This window comes from Kitasatospora sp. NPDC088391 (genome assembly GCF_044753345.1).
Lineage (GTDB): Bacteria > Actinomycetota > Actinomycetes > Streptomycetales > Streptomycetaceae > Kitasatospora.
Genome location: NZ_JBIVNB010000001.1, coordinates 48718 through 65452 on the forward strand (window position 1 = coordinate 48718; position 16735 = coordinate 65452).

Consider the following 16735-nt stretch of genomic DNA (forward strand, 5'->3'; position numbering starts at 1 on the left):
CCCCCGTTCTCCTGCCGGGGGAGGGCTGCGGCGTGTCGTCAGTCCTCGTCCGGGCCGATCTGGTCGCCGTTCTCGTCGTAGTACTCGCAGTCGTCGCCCTGCACGCGCGCGCCCAGGGCCTGCGCGACCGCGTGCATCCTGGCCCGGAAGCGGCGGCTCGGGTGTTTGACGGAGGCTTTCCCGTCCCGCCACCACATGCCTTCCCGGTAGCCCCGGTCGGGGTCGAACAGCTCGGCCCACCACTCGGTCTGCTCGCCCTCGCCGTACGCGACCAGCTCCAGTACCGGGTCGGCGGCCACGGCGGCCCGCCACTCCTCGAACCCGATCTCCGGCCCCTCCGGGTCGAACCAGTGGTGGCGGCGGCGGGTGATGTGGATGTCGTGGCCCATCCCCGGAGGGTAGGTGCCGCTCCCGACATCCGGTCGGCTACCGGGGCTGCCGGGGCTACCGGGCGAGCAGGTGGTCGAGGGCTTCGGTGAGGAAGCGGGTCGGGTCCGGGGGCGGGGTCTCGGCGCGGAGGGCGACGATCGCGTCGGGGCGGACCAGGAGGGCGCCGGTGGCGGGGAGCCAGGGGGCGCGGACCCGGTGGGCGGGGAGGCCGAGGGTGGTGGCGGCGGGGTGCCAGGGGGTGTCGGCGGGGCCGGTGAGCAGGGTCCAGCGGGCGGCGACCAGGTCGAGGGTGGAGGTGCCGTCGACCCGGGCGTGCGGGACGCGGGAGCCGGGGGTGCCGTCCAGGACCGCCGCCAGGTCCACCGTGGAGGGGAGTTGCGGGCGCGGGTCGAGGACGGCGGCCGAGTCGTAGCGCTGCCCGAGGTGCACGACGGGCGGGGCCCACGCGCCCGCGGCCGCCCGGGCCGCGTCGGCCTCCGGGCCGCGTCCCCAGTGCAGGCCCGGGTCGGCGAAGCGGAGCAGCGCCTGGTGCACGGTCGCCGCGGCGACCGGTTCGCGTTCCCGGGCGTAGCTGTCGAGCAGTCCGGGCCCGGCCTCGCCGCGGTGCACGGCGGCGAGTTTCCAGGCCAGGTTGTGGGCGTCGGCGAGGCCGGTGTTGAGGCCGAACGCGCCGATCGGCGCCACGGTGTGCGCGGCGTCGCCGACCAGGTGGACCCGGCCGGCGGTGAAGCGCTCGGCGAGCGCGCTGCGGGGCCGCCACGGGAGGACGCTGCGCACCTCGACGTCGAGTTCCGGGTCGCCGACGGCCGTGCGGACCAGGGCGGCGCAGCGCTCCGGGGTGAAGTCCTCGGGGCGTTCGCCGCGCCCGGTGTCGCAGGCGACGTGGAAGACCCAGTCCCGGGCGCCGTCGATGGTCACCAGCAGGCCGGACGCGCCGGGCACGGTGAGGGTGCAGGTGGCGAAGGAGGTGCCGCGCAGGTGGGGGCGGAGGTCGGCGCGGAACAGGATGTTGACCTTGGTGCCGCCGAGGTCGCCCGGCCCGGAGGTGCCGACGCCGAGCGCGGCCCGGACGGTGCTCTGCGCACCGTCGGCGGCGACCAGGTGCGCGCAGCGCAGCAGTCGGCGGCCGTCGGGGCCGGTCAGTTCGACGTCGACGCCGTCGGTGTCCTGGGCGAGGCCGGTCAGCCGGGTGGACCAGCGCAGGTCGGCGCCCCGGCGGGCCAGGTGGGCGGCGACCACGGCGTCCAGGCGGTCCTGGGCGCAGACGCCGCGCAGCCGGAACGGGGCGGGGTCGTCGGCGTCGGCGGGCGGGGCGGGCATCGGCACGGCCGTCACGTCGCCCGCGCCGAGTTCGACGACGGTGCGAGCCGCGGCCTTGCCCGCGCCGCCGCGGAGGTCGACGGCGGTGGCGTCGACGGAGGCGTCGAGGCCGAGTTCGCGGAGGATCTCGACGCTGCGCGCGCCGATGCCGGTGGCGCGCGGGTGGACCGAGGGGCCGGGGCGGCGTTCGACCAGCACGGGGGGCAGGCCGTGGTGGGCGAGCAGCGCGGCGGCGAGCAGTCCGACGCTCCCGCCGCCGACCACCAGCACCGGCACCTGCTCCCTCGCCCCGGTCTTCGGTCCCGACCGGGGCGGCGATCCTTCTGGATACAGCGTTTCCGTCATGGCTACAGCGTATCCAGAAGCTAGGATGGCGGGCAACGAGGAAAGGAACCGCCCCATGACCGACCCCACTCCGCCCCTGGTGTGGAGCAGGCCGCGTCCCGAACCGGCCCGGCGGGCGCCGGGGGTGGACCAGTACGTGGCCGCCGCGCTGGCCGTCGCCGACGCGGAGGGGCTGGCCGCGGTGTCGATGCGCCGGGTCGCGGGCGACCTCGGGTCGGGGACGGCCACCCTCTACCGCTACCTCACCAACCGCGACGAACTGCTGGACCTGATGGTCGACGCGGCGCAGGGCGAGCACCCGCTCCCCGAGCCCGGCGCGGACTGGCGCGCCAACCTGGCCGCGGTCGCGCACGCGCTGCGCGCGAGCCTGCTGGCCCACCCGTGGCTGCTGGAGGGCGAGTTGACGGGGCGTCCCTCGCTCGGCCCGCACGCGCTGCGCCGCTCCGAGTCGGCGCTGCGCGCGGCCGTCACGCTGACGCCCGACATCGCGGCGGCCTCGCGGGCGCTCGGCGTGGTGCGCGCGTACGTGCTCGGCTCGGTGGCGACCCAGCAGGCCGCCCGGAGCGCCGAGCGCCGCACCGGCCTGACCGAGGAGCAGTGGCAGCACAGCGTCGGCCCGTACGTCCGGCAGGTCATCGCGGCGGGCGAGCACCCGCTGATCGCCCGCCGGATCGCCGAGACCGACGAGCCGGACCCGGAGGCCGAGTTCGCCTTCGGCCTGGCCTGCGTCCTGGACGGCCTCGCCACCCGCACCGCCCGTTGAGCAGGCCCGGCTCGGTGCCCCGGCTCAGCGCAGCAGCGCCCGCAGCGCCTGCCGGAACACGATCCGCCCGACCCACGCGGTCGGGCGGTCGAGCAGCGCGGGCAGCGGGCCGAACCGCAGGTCCTCGCGCCAGCGCACCGCGGACCCGGTCCCGTCGCGCAGCGGCCGGACCTCGATCTCGGCCCAACCCGTCACCGCCCGGCCGCGCTTGACGAGCCGGCAGCGGCCGGGGCCGCCGTCCCGCGGCGGCTCCCACCGCACGACGTCCATCACGTCGTCGAACCCGAACCGGCCGATGCCCGTGCGGGCCACCAGGCGCCGTCCGTCCGCGTCCACGTCGAGCCGGGTGAACGGCACCGAGGCGCCGTGCCGGGGCCAGTCGGTGACCCGCCGCCACGTCTCCTCGACGTCCAGCGGGACGGCCTGCACGATCCGGAACTCGGTCACCCGCCGATGCTACCCACCGGTCGCGGTCGGCGGTACGGTGTGCCGTCGCGTCGCACGGGGGAAAGTCCGAGGTCCAGCCATGTCCGGGAAGCCGCAGGCCAAGAAATCGCCGTCGGGGGGACCGCGAGCCGGGAGGCCGCGCACCGCCGGGACGGACCGGACCAAGCACGGCCCCACCCCGAGGCGCGACGCGGGACGCGACCGGCCGGGGCGGCGTTCGGCCGCCCTCGCCGCCGCCCTGCTCGGCGCCCTGTTCGCACTGGCCGGGGTCGCGCTCGGGGTGGCCCTGACGGTGGCCGGGGCCATCGCCTCGGCGGAGATCCGCGACCGGCACCACCAACCCGTGCTGGGGATGACCGTCACCGAGTGCCGCACCACCGGCGAGTACCGGAACCTGACCCGCCACTGCCGGGGCACCGACCCCGCCGGGCGGCCGCTGACCTACGACGGCGCACCGGATTCCTACCGGCCCGGCACCGTCGCCGACGTCCACTGCGCCCCGGACGGCTCCTGCACCACCCTCGGCGTCGGCCGACACGCCGTCACCGCCCTGATCACCACCGGCGGCCCCCTCCTCGCCGGAGCCTGCCTCTGCGCCCTGACCGTCATTCTCACCCGCACCTTCGCCCCGACCCGCCTCCCCGCCCTCCGCCGCCCCACCCTGATCCGCCGCCTGACCGCCACCGCGGCCGCCGTCCTCACCCTCACCCTCACCGCCGACCTGCTCCTCCAACTCACCTGACGCCCCCGACGGCCCGTCACCTCGTCACGAGCCCGGCGCAGCCGCCCGCCGAGCAGTTGGCCCGACCCGTGGTTCCGCTCCTGGCGGGCCCCGACCGGCTGACCCTCGGGGGCGTCCCCGGCGGGTCGGCCTTCCCGTCCGGCCGGGGGCGGCCGATAGTGGGAGCGTGCGCCTCCCCGATGCCGTCCCGGGCCGCCGGGCCGTCCTGCTGGCCGGGCTCGGCTGCGCCCTGACGGCGTGTTCGTCCGGTGCGACGACCCCGCCGAGCACCCCGAGCACCCCGAGCACCCCCGGCGGTACTCCCAGCAGCCCCAGCAGCCCCAGCAGCCCCGTCGCCAGCCCGTCGCCCTTCCCCTCCCCCGCGGCCTGGCAGCCCGGCGCGGGCGAGTTGCGGCCGGACGTGAAGCTGCGGGCGGCGCAGCTGGTGGAGGCGGTCGGCGGGTGGCCGGCGGGCGGGCAGGGGGTGGCGGCGGCCCGGGCGCGGGTGGCGGCGCTGGGGCTGGACCCAGGGCTGGCCGAGCAGGGCGGCGCGCTGCTCGCGGACGCGCCGCGGGCGGCCCTGGAGGTGGTGTACGCGCAGTACGGCGGGCTGCTGGCGGATTCGGCGAGCGTGCTGGTGGTGTGTCGGCAGTGGCTGGCGGGCCCGGACGGCGCGGTGGTGTCGGCGGGCAGCACGGTCGACGTCCGGCTGTCCCGGGCGGCGCCCCGGTGGACCGTCACCGCCCTGCACCCGGCCGACCCGGGCGCGGCGGCGGCCGCGCTGCCGGACCCGGCGACCCGGGTGCTGGCCTCTCCGCGGATCGTGCTGCCCCCGGCGGGGGCGGCGGACGTCCGCTCGGGGCAGGTGCACGCGTCGGTGCTGGCGGCGATGCTGGCGCTGGCGGGGACGTACGCGTTCGAGCCGAGCGTGCTGCGCTCGGGCCACCCGCTGCTGGTGTTCGGCACCGACCGGCCCAGCGACCATCCGCAGGGGCGGGCCTTCGACACCTGGCGGATCGACGGGCACCCGGTGGTCGACCCGGCGACCCCGGCGGAGCTGGTGCGGTCCTTCATGCGGGACGCGGCGGCGGCCGGTTCGTACAACGTGGGCGGCCCGTACCTGCTCCCCGGCGGGGGGACGGCCAACCAGTTCTTCAGCGACGACACCCACCACGACCACGTCCACGCGGGCTTCCGCACCTGACCGTCGCGCCGGCGCTCCGTCGCCTTCCGGGGGACGGAGCGCCGGCGGGCGGCTCAGCAGGTGATGCTGCCCCTGCGCAGCGCGTGGCCGCCGGTGTTGCTGTCGTCGGACCAGTAGACGGGCTTGCTGCCGGCCGTGCACTCGCCCGCGCCGGCCAGGGTGAAGCCCTCGTTGTTGAGGTTCGGCATGCCGGTGGGGCGGTTGTGGACGGCGCTGAGGGCGAACGCGCCGGAGGCGTTGACCTTGAAGGTGCGCAGCTGGCCGGAGCAGGTGTCGTCACAGACCGCCCAGAGCCGGTTCGCCTGCGGCTCCCAGGACAGTTCCATCACGCCGGCCATGCCGCTGGCGACGGTGGCGACCTTGGTGAAACCGCCGGCCTCCAGCAGGACGTAGCCGTAGACGGTGCCGGTGCCCTCGACGCCGACGAAGAACACGCCGCCGGTGTGCGCGCCGTAGCGGGCCGGGTCGTAGGCGGCACCGGTGGCGGCGTCCTTGAAGCCGGCGCCGGTCAGGTAGCCGTCGGGCACCCAGGTGATGCCTTCCAGGCCGAGGTTGGCGCCGGTGGACGGCAGGTCGGGGGTGAGGTTCCACTCCCGGGTGGCGGTCAGCGTGCCGCCGCTGCCGGAGACGTCGTAGCGCAGCACGGAGAGCCGGCTGGTGGAGGAGGAGTCGGCGTTGCGCTCGCTGGAGACGTAGACGCCGCCGGCCGAGCCCGCGCCGGTGAGGGTGACGCCCTCGTCGTCGGGGGTGCCGCTGCCGCCGGGGAAGCGCAGGGCCTTGCCGCTGCCCCAGCCGTTGGCGGTGTCGGGCTTCCAGCCGCCGGAGCCGTTCGGGACGAGCCGCCACAGCTTGCCGGAGTTCTGCGCGCCCCAGAGCACGCCGCCCTCCAACTGGAGGCCGGAGAGGTCCTCGCCGAACACGTTCGCCGCGTCGGCGGTGGTCACGGCGGAGCTGCCGGGCCAGGCGACGGGGCTGGTCGAACCGCCGCCGCCGGAGCAGCTGTTGGCCTTGCCGAGGGTGAGCGCGGCGGCCTTGCCCCAGGCGCCGGTGCCGTCGGGGCAGCGCGACCAGGACGGGTCGGAGTGCGAGGTCCAGCTGTAGGAGTCGACCAGGGTGGTGCCGTCGGCCAGGTAGAGCCGGGCGCTGTCGGCGGAGCCGAGGCCGAAGCTGCCGTGCACGTCGAACGCCTTGTAGCCGCCGGGGGCGAGGGTGGTGCCGGAGGCGACCTTGTACTTGCTGCTGTTGTCGTTGTCCTTGAGGACCCAGCCGGACAGGTCGACCGTCGCGGTGCCCTTGTTGTACAGCTCGATCGAGTCGTCGACCGATCCGGTGGTCACCACTTCGTTGATCCGGATGTCGGCGGCCGGCGCGGCGGCGGCGGGGGGCGCGGTCAGGGCTCCCAGGGCGGCGGCCGGCAGGACGACGGCGGCCAGCAGCGGGGAGAGTCGACGACGCCACCTGGGGGCGCGCGGTTCGGTCACGGGTTCCGTCCCTCGGGTCGTGGGTGTGCGGAGCGGTGCCGACCAACGTTCCGGCCCCGCCCCAACGCGGCCTCACCGGGGCCTGTTCCCCCCGTGAACGCCGGGCGAATCCCCGGGCCCCGAACCGGTTTTCCGGCCCGGGCGGGAACCACCGCGCGGCCGTCCGCGTTCCAGGGCGGGAGGCAGCTGGGATGAGTACCCGTCAGAACGGCAGCGGCGCGCCCGAGCCGTCGGCGCCGTGGAACGAGATCGCCCCCGGGCTGTGGCTCGGCGGCCTGCACCGGACGGACGCCGCGGGGCGGCGCCTGCCGGTGGTGGTGGACGCGGAGTTCGACCTGGTGGTCAGCCTGTGCGCGGCGGCCGGTCACGGGCCCGCCCCGGGGCGGCCGCACCGGGTGCTGGCGCTGCCGGACGGGCCGTTGGACGCCTGGCAGTTGACGGCCGTGCAGTCGCTGTCCCGGACGGTCGCGGAGGCGGTGGTCTCGGGCCAGAGCGTGCTGGTGCGGGGCCGCACCGGCCGCAACCGCTCGGCGCTGGTCGCCGCGCAGGCCCTGGTCGAGCTGGGGTCGGCGCCGGACGAGGCGGTCCGCCTGGTCCGCGAGCGCCGCTCGCCCCTGGCGCTGCGGGACGGCCTGCTGGTGGACTACCTGGCGACCGGCCTGGAGACGGCGCGGCTGCTGGCCGCGCTGTCCCCGCCGCCGCCCTGAGCCCGAACACCCGTCGGCCCCGAACACCCGTCAGCCCCGTCCGCCCGGTCAACCCGGTCAGCCCCGGCGTCCCCCGCGTCCCCCGCGTTCCCGGTGGCGCAGGACGAGGAGCGCGCCCGCGCCGAGCGCGGCGGCGGCCGTGGCGGCGGTCAGCGGGAGGGTGGTGGCCGCGCCGCTCTCGGCGAGTTCGCCCCCGGGGCCGGTCGGACCGGTCGCGCTCGGGGTCGGCGCGGGCAGCGTCCGGGACGGGGTGGGCGCGGCGGTGCTGGCGCTGGGGCTCGGAGTCGGTGCCGCCGTGCTGGAGCTGGGCGAAGGGCTGGGGCTCGGGCTGGTGTCCTCGCAGGAGACGGTGGCGTCGAACGGCCGGTAGTGGAGTTCGCCGGCCCCTGCGGCGGCGCCGCCGACCAGCGGACCGGCCTCGTAGGCGCGGGCGATCACGTCGCCCTCGATGTTGGAGGCGTTGACGTCCTTCAGGTGCGCGCTCGGGGCGTAGACCGTGCCCTCCAGCGAGTCCCCGGCGACCATGGTGATCTCGGTGGCGTCGGGGAAGTCCCAGAGCACGTAGGGGACCTGCGGGCCGCTGATGCCGGGGGTGTTGGGGTTGTACCAGGCGTACACGCCGCCCTCGGCGGTGGTGTCGACGAGGACCACCAGCGGGGTGTCCCGGGTCGGCCGGTTCTGGAAGTTGATCTCGGCGAGGTCGTTCAGCTGGGCGCCCGTCAGGTGCAGCACGTTGGTGCGGCCCTGGACGAGGGTGAGGCGGCCGGTGGTGCCGGGGGCGAAGTCGGCGGGGAGCGGGCGTCCGGCGTCGTCGACCAGGGTGACGTTCTGCGGGCAGGCGGCCATCGCCCGGGCCCGCTCGCGGAAGGTCCGGAAGGCCGCGCCGAAGTCGATCAGCCCGGGCGCGGGGCCGACCGAGGCGACCGGCTGACGGGTGGTCAGCTCGATCCGGGGCACCGAGTCGTGGGCCGTGCCCGCGGCCACCACCTGGGTGTCGACCTGCGCGTTGTTGCTGTCAGTGGCGAGGACGGTGGAGCCCGTCAGGTCGCCGATCTTCAGGTAGCCGTCGCTCAGCACCTTGAGCACCCCGTCCGGGGAGCTGCCCGCGAAGTCGACCCGTCCGCCGACCAGCAGCGCGGCGGGCCGCGCGTCGCCCGGGGCGGTGAACGTCCCGGTGCTGTGCAGGCTGACGTTGTAGCCGGACCCGAAGGCGAGGTTCCCGCCGACGGCGACCGGCCCCTCCGCCTCGGTGCTGCCCAGTGTGGCGTCCTGCTCCACGAAGGCGTTGTAGCCGTGGTTCCCGGCGACCGGGTTCCCGATCACGGCCCGGCCCGACACCCTGGCGGCCCCGGCCGCGGGGGCGAGCAGGGCGAGCACGGGGGCGGCGGCGAGGCCGAGCGAGGCGGCGGCGAGCACGAGGGGGCGTGCGGACATAGCCGGGACACTAGGCAGGCGCGGCCCCCGATCCCGCCACGCCACGCGGCCCGTCCACCGTACGGCCGTACCCCGTCCGGCCCCACCGGCGCGTCCGCGACAGAACGGCCACCGGGCCCGCCCCGGGGTCGGGGCCACGGGCGACGGGGGACGCGACGGGTGCCGCGACCCCGCCCTCCGGCGAAGGACGGCTGGGAAGAGCCGGGAAGAGCCGGGAAGAAGAGCGACGGCAGCGGGTGGCGCCCGCGCCCTCCGACGGCCCGTCAGCGCCCGTCAGCGCCGGTCCGCGTCCGTCCGGCGCCTTATCGCAGGGTTACCTGGGCCTTATTCCTCCGCCCCGCCCGGGCCCGCCGCCGGGTGGGTGTCCCGGTCGGCGCGGTCCGGTCGGGCGGGTGGCGGGCGCGGGTGCCGGAAGGCCGATTCCGCTGGCCGGCGGGGTGGCCGGAGGGCTGACGCACCGCCAGGTCGGCTGTGCGGCAAGGGCCGTGGCGGGTGGCCGAATCCCGCCACCGGGCGACTGCCCCCACTTGGCCGACTCTTGTCAATTGGTATAGGCCAATCGTAGCCTTCGTTCCGCTCGCGGCGTGCCGGGTCCACGCCGCGCGGCCCCGGGGTCGCTCCCCGTGGCGCGGGCAGACGTGCCGCTTTTCCCCCACAGCCGGCCCGACTTTCCCCGAGGAGAACCATGTCCTGGTCCCGTCGCCTGCTCACCGCCTCCGCGGTGGGCGCGGGCGCCCTGGCCGTCACCGCCCTCACCGTCACCACCGCCGACGCGCACGGCGCGATGTTCGGTCCGCCCAGCCGTGTCGCGACCTGCTACGCGGAGGGGCCGGAGACCCCGAAGTCCCAGGTGTGCAAGGACCTGGTGGCCGACAGCGGCACCCAGCCGCTGTACGACTGGAACGAGGTCAACATCGCGAGCGCCAACGGGCAGAGCCAGCAGATCATCCCGGACGGCCACCTCTGCTCGGCCAACCGCGACAAGTACCGGGCCCTGGACTGGGCCCGCACCGACTGGCCGGCCACGGCGGTGACGGCCGGGGCGAAGACCTTCACCTTCCGGGTCACCGCGCCGCACCAGGGCACCATGAAGCTGTACCTGACCAACAGCGGCTACAACCCCACCAAGCCGCTGAAGTGGTCCGACCTGGACCTGGCCAACCCGATCGCCACGTACGCCACCGCCCGCACCTCGGACAACGGCTACTACAACGTCGGTGTGACGCTGCCGCAGCGCACCGGCCGCCAACTGGTCTACATGGTGTGGCAGCGCTCGGACAGCCCGGAGGCGTTCTACGGCTGCTCGGACGTCGACTTCGGCGGCACCCCGGCCACCGCCGCCGGCGCCGTCGCGCCGTTCGCGGCGACGAACCCGTCCGGCCCGTCCGAGGCGCAGATCGACGCGGGCGCGGCCCGCTCGACCGTCGCGCACCACGGCCACGGCGGCGACGTCGCCCTGAACGCCGCGAACACCGCCACCACCGTCGAGGCCGCGGACGCCGCGACCGGCGCGGGCGGCGGCGACGCCCTGCTGGTGCTGGCGGGCGCGGGGCTGCTCTCGGCCACCGCCTCGGGCGTGTTCCTGACCCGCCGGATGCGCGCCGCCGCCGTCGCGGCCTGACCCGACGACGGTCCGGCGACGGCCCATGGACGCCCGACCCCGGGGCCGGGGTCGGGCGGGCGGCGCGGCTCCCTCCCCCACGTCTTCGGGGGCCGCGCCCTCCGTCGTCCCTCCCGGGCGTCCGCCCGCACCTCCCGGCCCACTCGGGCCCGCTCGCGTCCGATCAGGCCCACTCGCGCCCTCCGATGCGTCAACTCCTGGCAAAACCGGCAGACTTCGGATTGACGTCCCGAATTGGTCTGGACCATCTTGGGTGCGCTCCCCGCACCCGAGCACGGCCCTCCCCATCCCCCACACACCTCAAGGAGGACCCGCCGATGAGGCGCGTCACCCTCTCGCTCGCCGCAGCCGCGGCACTGATCGCCGCCCCGCTGGGCGCCTCCGTCGCCGATGCCGCCGCTGCCGCCGACGCGGCCGGGGTCTCCGGACTGGTCGCCGACTACGCGGTCACCCAGAGCTGGTCGACCGGGTTCCAGGCGACCTACACCGTCACCAACCACACCAACGCCACCGTGAACAGCTGGTCGCTCTCCTTCGACCTGCCGCCCGGCGAGAGCGTCTCGGGCCTGTGGAACGGCGTGCTGACCTCCACCGCCACCCCCACCGGCACCCACTACACGGTGACCTCGCCGAGCTGGGCCTCGCCACTGGCCCCGGGCGCGGCCGCCCCCGCGGTCGGCTTCGGCGTCAGCACCGGCGCGGTGCAGACCGCGCCCGCCAACTGCACGATCAACAACCAGCCGTGCGCGGGCGCGCCCGCCGACACCGCCGCGCCGTCCGTGCCCGCGGGCCTGCGCTCCACCGGCACCGGACCGGGCAGCGTCACGCTCGGCTGGAGCGCCTCCACCGACAACACGGCGGTGGCGGGCTACCACGTCCGCGAGGGCTCCGCGGTGGTGGCGACCACCACCGGCACCTCGGCCACCGTGCGCGGCCTGCTCCCGGGCAGCAGCCACACCTTCACCGTCAGCGCCTTCGACGCGGCGGGCAACGAGTCCGCCAACTCCTCGGCGCTGACCGCCGTCGCGGGCACCGGCACCGCCGCCGGGACGGCCGCGCCGTACGTGGACATGGGCGCGTACCCGACGCCGAACCTGCCCGCGCTGGCCGCGGCCGGCGGGCTCAAGGAGTTCTCGCTGGCGTTCATCATCAACGGCGCCCAGCCGTGCACCGCCAGCTGGTTCGGCGCCTACGACCCGGCCACCGGCTGGGACAAGGCCGACATGGACGCGATCCGGGACGCCGGCGGCGACGTCCGCCCGTCCTTCGGCGGCGCCAACGGCACCGAACTCGCCCAGTCCTGCACCACGGTGGCCGCGCTGGCCGCGCAGTACCAGAAGGTCGTCGACGTCTACGCCCTCGACCGGGTCGACTTCGACATCGAGGGCACCGCCGTCACCGACCACGCCTCGGTCGACCGCCGCTCGGCCGCGCTCGCCCAGGTCCAGGCCGCGCAGCGGGCCAAGGGCCGCGACCTGAAGGTCAGCCTGACCCTGCCGGTGCTGCCCAGCGGCCTGACCACCGACGGCGTCTACATCCTGCAGTCCGCCAAGAACGCGGGCCTGGCCGTCGACCTGGTCAACGTGATGGCGATGGACTTCGGCGACTGGGCCGCCCCGAGCCCGGCCGGGAAGATGGGCGCCTACGCGATCCAGTCCGCGCAGTCCACCCAGGCGCAGATCCGCTCGGTCTGGACCGGCCTGACGGACGCCCAGGCGTACGCGATGGTCGGCGTCACCCCGATGCTCGGCCAGAACGACACCGCCTCCGAGGTGTTCGGCATCTCCGACGCCCAGCAGCTGCTCGCCTTCGCCCAGCAGAACCACCTCGGCGAGCTGGCCTTCTGGGAGATGACCCGGGACGCCAACGCCTGCACCGGCTCGCTGCCCAAGTGCACCAACATCCCGCAGACGCCGTACCAGTTCTCGAAGATCTTCGCGGCGTACAAGGGCTGATCCGGCCCGCACGCACGGCAGGGCCGTCCCGCGGTCGCGGGACGGCCCTGCCCGTCGGCGGCGACGGGCCACCGACGACGCGTCACACCGCCTGGGGCGCGTCCGCCTTGCGCGGGGCGGGGACGGCGCCGTCCCCGCCGGGCTCCTCGCCCTCGCCGTGCTCGGGGCGGCCGTGCATCGGCAGCAGGAAGATCGCGGCGAACACCACGACCAGCAGGCCGAGTTCGGTCCACAGCGTGATCTGCTCGGCACTGGCGAAGTCCGCCGTCTTGAGGCGCTCGAAGAACACCGTACCCAGGATGGCGCTGCCGAGGGCGGCGCCGAGCTGCTGGATGGACGTCAGGGTGCCGGAGGCCGAGCCCGTCTCGTGCGTCTCGACCGAGGCCAGCACCATGCCGAAGAACGGGGCCATCACCAGGCCCATGCCCAGGCCGGTGACGGCGAGCGCGGGCGTGGTCTGCCAGGGCGTCACGGTGGCGCCCTCGGCGTGCAGGGTGTACATCAGGGCGCCGACGCCGGCCAGCATCACCAGCAGGCCGGCGTGCATCACCCGGCGGCCGAACTTCTGCAGCGCCTGCGAGGCGATGAAGGCCACCACCATGCCGACCGAGGCCGGGATGCCCGCCAGGCCGGACTTCAGCGCGCTGTAGTGCAGGCCGAGCTGGGTGTAGAGGCTGAACGTCAGCCAGAAGCCGGTCATCGCGGTGAAGAAGATCAGGCCGAGCACCATGCCGCCGCTGAAGCCGCGCTTGGCGAACAGGCTCGGCTCGACCAGCGGGTCCGCCCCGGCGGCCTTGCGGCGCGCCTCGTACCAGCCGAACACGCCGAACACCGCGACGCCGACCGCGAGCAGCGCGAACGCCCACAGCGGCCAGTCGTGCTCGCGGCCCTGGACCAGCGGGTAGATCACGGTGGCCGCGCCGAGCGCCGCCAGCAGCGCGCCGAGCAGGTCGAGCCGGACGGTGGGGCCCTCGGCCCGCGCGGGCAGGAAGACCCGGCCGCCGATCAGGGCGAACAGGCCGAGCGGGATGTTGATCAGGAAGATCATCCGCCAGCCGGTGCCGCCGAAGTCGGCGTCGATCAGCCAGCCGGCCAGGATCGGGCCGCCGACCGTGGACAGGCCCATCACCGGGCCGAACATGCCGAACGCCGCGCCCTGCTCCTTCGGCGAGAAGATCTCCTTCATGATGCCGAGGCCCTGCGGCAGCATCACCGCGCCGAGCAGGCCCTGGGCGATCCGGGCGGCGATCAGCTGCCAGGGCTCCTGGGCCAGGCCGCAGGCCAGCGAGCCGAGCGTGAAGCCGGCCGCGCCGATCATGAACATCCGGCGGCGGCCGAAGATGTCGCCGAGCCGGCCGCCGGTGATCAGGCCGATCGCCATCGCCAGCGTGTAGGCCGCGCCGAGCCACTGGATGGTGGACTCGCCGCCGCCGATGTCGGCCCGGATCGCGGGCGCGGCGATGTTGGTGACCAGCGAGTCGAGCAGGTCCATCACCTCGGCGGCGAGGATGACGAACAGCGCGACCCAGCGCCAGCGGTAGGGTTCGGCCGCGCCTGCGGACGGCGGCGAGGTGGTGACCGCGTCGGTCATCGCAACTCCTGAGTGTGCCGGGCGCGGTGGACGGGGGCCGCGCGGTGAACGGTGTTTGCTCGGACGAACACTGTTCTACGAGTCGAGCAGCGTTCCCGTCAAACGGATTTACCCCGCCCCGACCCCGATCTTTCCCCGACCCCGACCCCGAGTCCCCTCCGGGGAACCCCCGGTCCGCCCCCGGGGCACCCGCTCCGACCAGCGCTCCAGCCGTTCTCCGGCCCGATCGCTTCGTACCCGCGTCGAACGCCGTTCGTCCGGAGTACGATGTTCGACGGTCGAACGTTCAGCGAAAGCAGGTGGCCCGCATGCCCGCGCAGATGCCCGCGATCCCGTGGCACAAGCCCCGCAAGGCGGACCCGCGGCAGCCGCTCAGCCGCTCGCTGATCGTGGAGACCGCCGTCCGCGTCCTGGACGCCGAGGGGCTGGCCGGGGTGACGATGCGTCGGGTGGCGCAGGAGCTGGGCACCGGCCCGGCCTCACTCTACGCGCACGTCTCCAACAAGGAGGAGCTCTTCGAACTCCTGCTGGAGCGGGTCGTCTCGGAGATCCGGCTGCCGCCGCGCCCCGAGCCCGAGCGCTGGAAGGAGCAGATCACCGAGATCTGCTTCGAGGCGCAGCGCGTGCTCACCTCGCACCGGGACGTCTCGCTGGTCTCGCTGGGCAGCATCCCGCTCGGCGAGAGCCAGTTGACCGTCACCGAGTTCCTGCTCGACCTGCTGCTCCGGGTCGGCCTGCCACCGCAGGTCGCCGCCTGGGCGCTGGACGGCCTGGGCCAGCTGATCGACACCGACGCCTACGAGTCCTCGGTCTACGCGGAGCGGATCGCCCGCGGCACCGGCATCCACGAGTACTTCGGGCAGTTGCACTCCTTCCTGGAGGCGCTGCCGACCGACCGCTTCCCGAACCTGCAGGGCATGGCCGACACCATGGTGTCGGGCGACGGGGACGAGCGCTACGCCTTCAAGGTCGAGGTGTTCCTGCGCGGCCTGGAGTCCTACCTCCCGGCCGGGCCGCCGGCCCGCGGGCGCGAGCGGGGCCGGGAGCGCGGGCGGGAACGCGGGCGCGAGCACGGCCGGGAGCACGGCCGCGAGCGGGGGCGGGAGCGCGGCCGGTCGGACTGATCCGTCCCGCGGGCGCTTTCGCACGTTCCGACGGTTCGTCGGCCACCCGACCCGGCCTCCCCTTGGACCTCTCTTGACCTGCGCTTTGTGCGCTCCGGCGCGGCCCTGCTGCGGCTCCCTCGCGGCTCCGGCGCGGCTCCGGCGGCAAGGGTTGACGGGGCACCGGCACAGGTCTATACCAGTGGGCAGTCACGTCAACCTCGGCTTGGTACCCGACCGTTGACCCTGGTGCGCACCCCCACTTCGCCCCGCGCGCACCCGGGCCGCCGTCCTCGCCGCCTCCCGGAGAGGTTCCCGATGGAACGCGCACTTCCCCCACACCCCGCCACCGCCCACCGCCCGGCCGACGCCCCGCCGGCCCGGCGCCCGCGCCGCGCCCTGGCGGTGGCCCTGTCCGTCTTCGGCCTGCTGGCCGGCGGCGTGGCCGCCGTCACCGCCTCCGGCCCGGCCAGCGCCGCCACCGCCGCGACCGGGCTCGGCAACAACTGGTACGCCTCGGCGCCCTACCTGATGCCGGAGGACAACAGCCCGCCGGACGCCGCGGCGGTGATGGACGCCACCGGCCAGAAGGCCTTCCAGCTGGCCTTCATCCTGGCCCAGGGCAGCAGTTGCAGCCCCGCCTGGGGCGGCACGTCCTCGATCGACACCGACACCGCGATGCCGGCCGTGATCCAGACGATCCGGAACAAGGGCGGCGACGTCTCGGTCTCGGTGGGCGGCTACGGCGGCACCAAGCTCGGCCAGACCTGCGGCACCCCGGAGGCGACCGCCGCCGGGTACCAGAAGGTGGTCACCAAGTACGGCCTCAAGGCGATCGACTTCGACCTGGAGGAGCCCGAGTACGAGAACACCGCCGCGATCCACAACGAGATCGGCGCGGCCCGCATCCTGCAGCAGAACAACCCGGGCCTCTACGTCTCGATCACCACGGCGGGCACCAACGCGGGCACCGGCTGGTTCGGCACCCAGATGCTGCTGGAGGCGAAGTCGCAGGGCTTCACCCCCGCCAACTACTCGATCATGCCGTTCGACGGCGGCTTCAACGGGGCGGCGGCGCAGACCGACGCGCTGGTGAAGTTCAACCAGATCCTGCAGAACACCTTCGGCTGGACCGAGGCCAACGCCTACGCGCACGAGGGCGTCTCGCTGATGAACGGCCGGACCGACGCCGCCGAGTACTTCCGGCAGGCCGACTTCCAGACCGTGCTGGACTTCGCCACCGCGCACAAGCTGGCCCGCTACACCTACTGGTCGGTCAACCGGGACCGCCAGTGCCCCGGCACGGTCGACCCGGGCCTGTCCGGCTCGTGCTCCAGCGTGGCGCAGAACGACTGGGACTTCACCAAGTACACGGTGAAGTTCGCCGGGGCCACCCCGCCCACCTCGCCCTCCCCGTCGCCGAGCACCAGCACGAGCACCGGCACCGGCACCTCGCCGAGCCCGTCCGGCGGCACCTGCTCGGCCGCCCCGAGCTGGAGCGCCACCACCACGTACGCGACCGCCGGCACCAAGGTCAACTGGAAGGGCCACTACTGGACCAACAAGTGGTGGACCGTCAACGAGGACCCGACGCTGAGCGGCCAGTGGGGCGTCTGGGCCGACAACGGCGCCTGCTGACCCCGCGCCCGTAGC

General features: G+C 75.1%; 14 protein-coding genes. 8 read left to right on the forward strand and 6 right to left on the reverse strand.

Features of this window, described 5'->3' with window-relative positions:
- Positions 1-38: 38 nt before the first annotated feature.
- Positions 39-389: a hypothetical protein gene (locus ACIQBJ_RS00195; protein WP_400700862.1), complete on the reverse strand. Its 351-nt coding sequence runs from the start codon at positions 387-389 to the stop codon at positions 39-41.
- A 55-nt stretch (positions 390-444) separates the two neighbouring features.
- Positions 445-1986: an FAD-dependent monooxygenase gene (locus ACIQBJ_RS00200; RefSeq protein ID WP_400700865.1), complete on the reverse strand. Its 1542-nt coding sequence runs from the start codon at positions 1984-1986 to the stop codon at positions 445-447.
- A 124-nt stretch (positions 1987-2110) separates the two neighbouring features.
- Between ACIQBJ_RS00200 and ACIQBJ_RS00205 the strand changes: the two genes are divergently transcribed.
- Positions 2111-2818, forward strand: coding sequence for a TetR/AcrR family transcriptional regulator C-terminal domain-containing protein (locus ACIQBJ_RS00205; protein WP_400700868.1), 708 nt, complete (start codon positions 2111-2113; stop codon positions 2816-2818).
- Between the two features lie 24 nt (positions 2819-2842).
- On the opposite strand, the gene ACIQBJ_RS00210 is transcribed toward ACIQBJ_RS00205, so the two are convergent.
- Positions 2843-3265, reverse strand: coding sequence for an SRPBCC family protein (locus ACIQBJ_RS00210; protein WP_400700871.1), 423 nt, complete (start codon positions 3263-3265; stop codon positions 2843-2845).
- 79 nt (positions 3266-3344) lie between these two features.
- Between ACIQBJ_RS00210 and ACIQBJ_RS00215 the strand changes: the two genes are divergently transcribed.
- Positions 3345-4007 carry a hypothetical protein gene (locus ACIQBJ_RS00215; RefSeq protein ID WP_400700874.1) on the forward strand — a complete coding sequence of 221 codons (663 nt, stop codon included), beginning with the start codon at positions 3345-3347 and terminating at the stop codon, positions 4005-4007.
- Between the two features lie 166 nt (positions 4008-4173).
- Positions 4174-5190, forward strand: coding sequence for a hypothetical protein (locus ACIQBJ_RS00220; RefSeq protein WP_400700877.1), 1017 nt, complete (start codon positions 4174-4176; stop codon positions 5188-5190).
- Positions 5191-5243: 53 nt separating this feature from the next.
- Here ACIQBJ_RS00220 and ACIQBJ_RS00225 read toward each other — a convergent pair whose 3' ends face one another.
- Positions 5244-6626, reverse strand: coding sequence for a lamin tail domain-containing protein (locus tag ACIQBJ_RS00225; RefSeq protein ID WP_400703406.1), 1383 nt, complete (start codon positions 6624-6626; stop codon positions 5244-5246).
- 236 nt (positions 6627-6862) lie between these two features.
- Here ACIQBJ_RS00225 and ACIQBJ_RS00230 point away from each other — a divergent pair, with 236 nt between their 5' ends.
- Positions 6863-7378, forward strand: coding sequence for a protein phosphatase (locus ACIQBJ_RS00230; protein ID WP_400700880.1), 516 nt, complete (start codon positions 6863-6865; stop codon positions 7376-7378).
- Between the two features lie 57 nt (positions 7379-7435).
- On the opposite strand, the gene ACIQBJ_RS00235 is transcribed toward ACIQBJ_RS00230, so the two are convergent.
- Positions 7436-8812, reverse strand: coding sequence for a collagen-binding domain-containing protein (locus ACIQBJ_RS00235; RefSeq protein WP_400700883.1), 1377 nt, complete (start codon positions 8810-8812; stop codon positions 7436-7438).
- Between the two features lie 685 nt (positions 8813-9497).
- Between ACIQBJ_RS00235 and ACIQBJ_RS00240 the strand changes: the two genes are divergently transcribed.
- Together ACIQBJ_RS00240 and ACIQBJ_RS00245 are read left to right on the forward strand one after the other, a co-directional pair.
- Positions 9498-10433: a lytic polysaccharide monooxygenase gene (locus ACIQBJ_RS00240; protein ID WP_400700886.1), complete on the forward strand. Its 936-nt coding sequence runs from the start codon at positions 9498-9500 to the stop codon at positions 10431-10433.
- A gap of 317 nt (positions 10434-10750) precedes the next feature.
- Positions 10751-12388: a cellulose binding domain-containing protein gene (locus tag ACIQBJ_RS00245; protein ID WP_400700889.1), complete on the forward strand. Its 1638-nt coding sequence runs from the start codon at positions 10751-10753 to the stop codon at positions 12386-12388.
- An 82-nt stretch (positions 12389-12470) separates the two neighbouring features.
- On the opposite strand, the gene ACIQBJ_RS00250 is transcribed toward ACIQBJ_RS00245, so the two are convergent.
- A complete protein-coding gene (locus ACIQBJ_RS00250) occupies positions 12471-13979 on the reverse strand; it encodes an MFS transporter (protein WP_400700892.1) in 1509 nt (502 codons plus the stop codon).
- 308 nt (positions 13980-14287) lie between these two features.
- Here ACIQBJ_RS00250 and ACIQBJ_RS00255 point away from each other — a divergent pair, with 308 nt between their 5' ends.
- Together ACIQBJ_RS00255 and ACIQBJ_RS00260 are read left to right on the forward strand one after the other, a co-directional pair.
- Positions 14288-15103, forward strand: coding sequence for a TetR/AcrR family transcriptional regulator C-terminal domain-containing protein (locus ACIQBJ_RS00255; protein WP_400700895.1), 816 nt, complete (start codon positions 14288-14290; stop codon positions 15101-15103).
- 297 nt (positions 15104-15400) lie between these two features.
- Positions 15401-16720, forward strand: a complete 1320-nt coding sequence (locus ACIQBJ_RS00260; protein ID WP_400700898.1) for a chitinase — start codon at positions 15401-15403, stop codon at positions 16718-16720.
- The last annotated feature ends 15 nt before the right edge of the window (positions 16721-16735 follow it).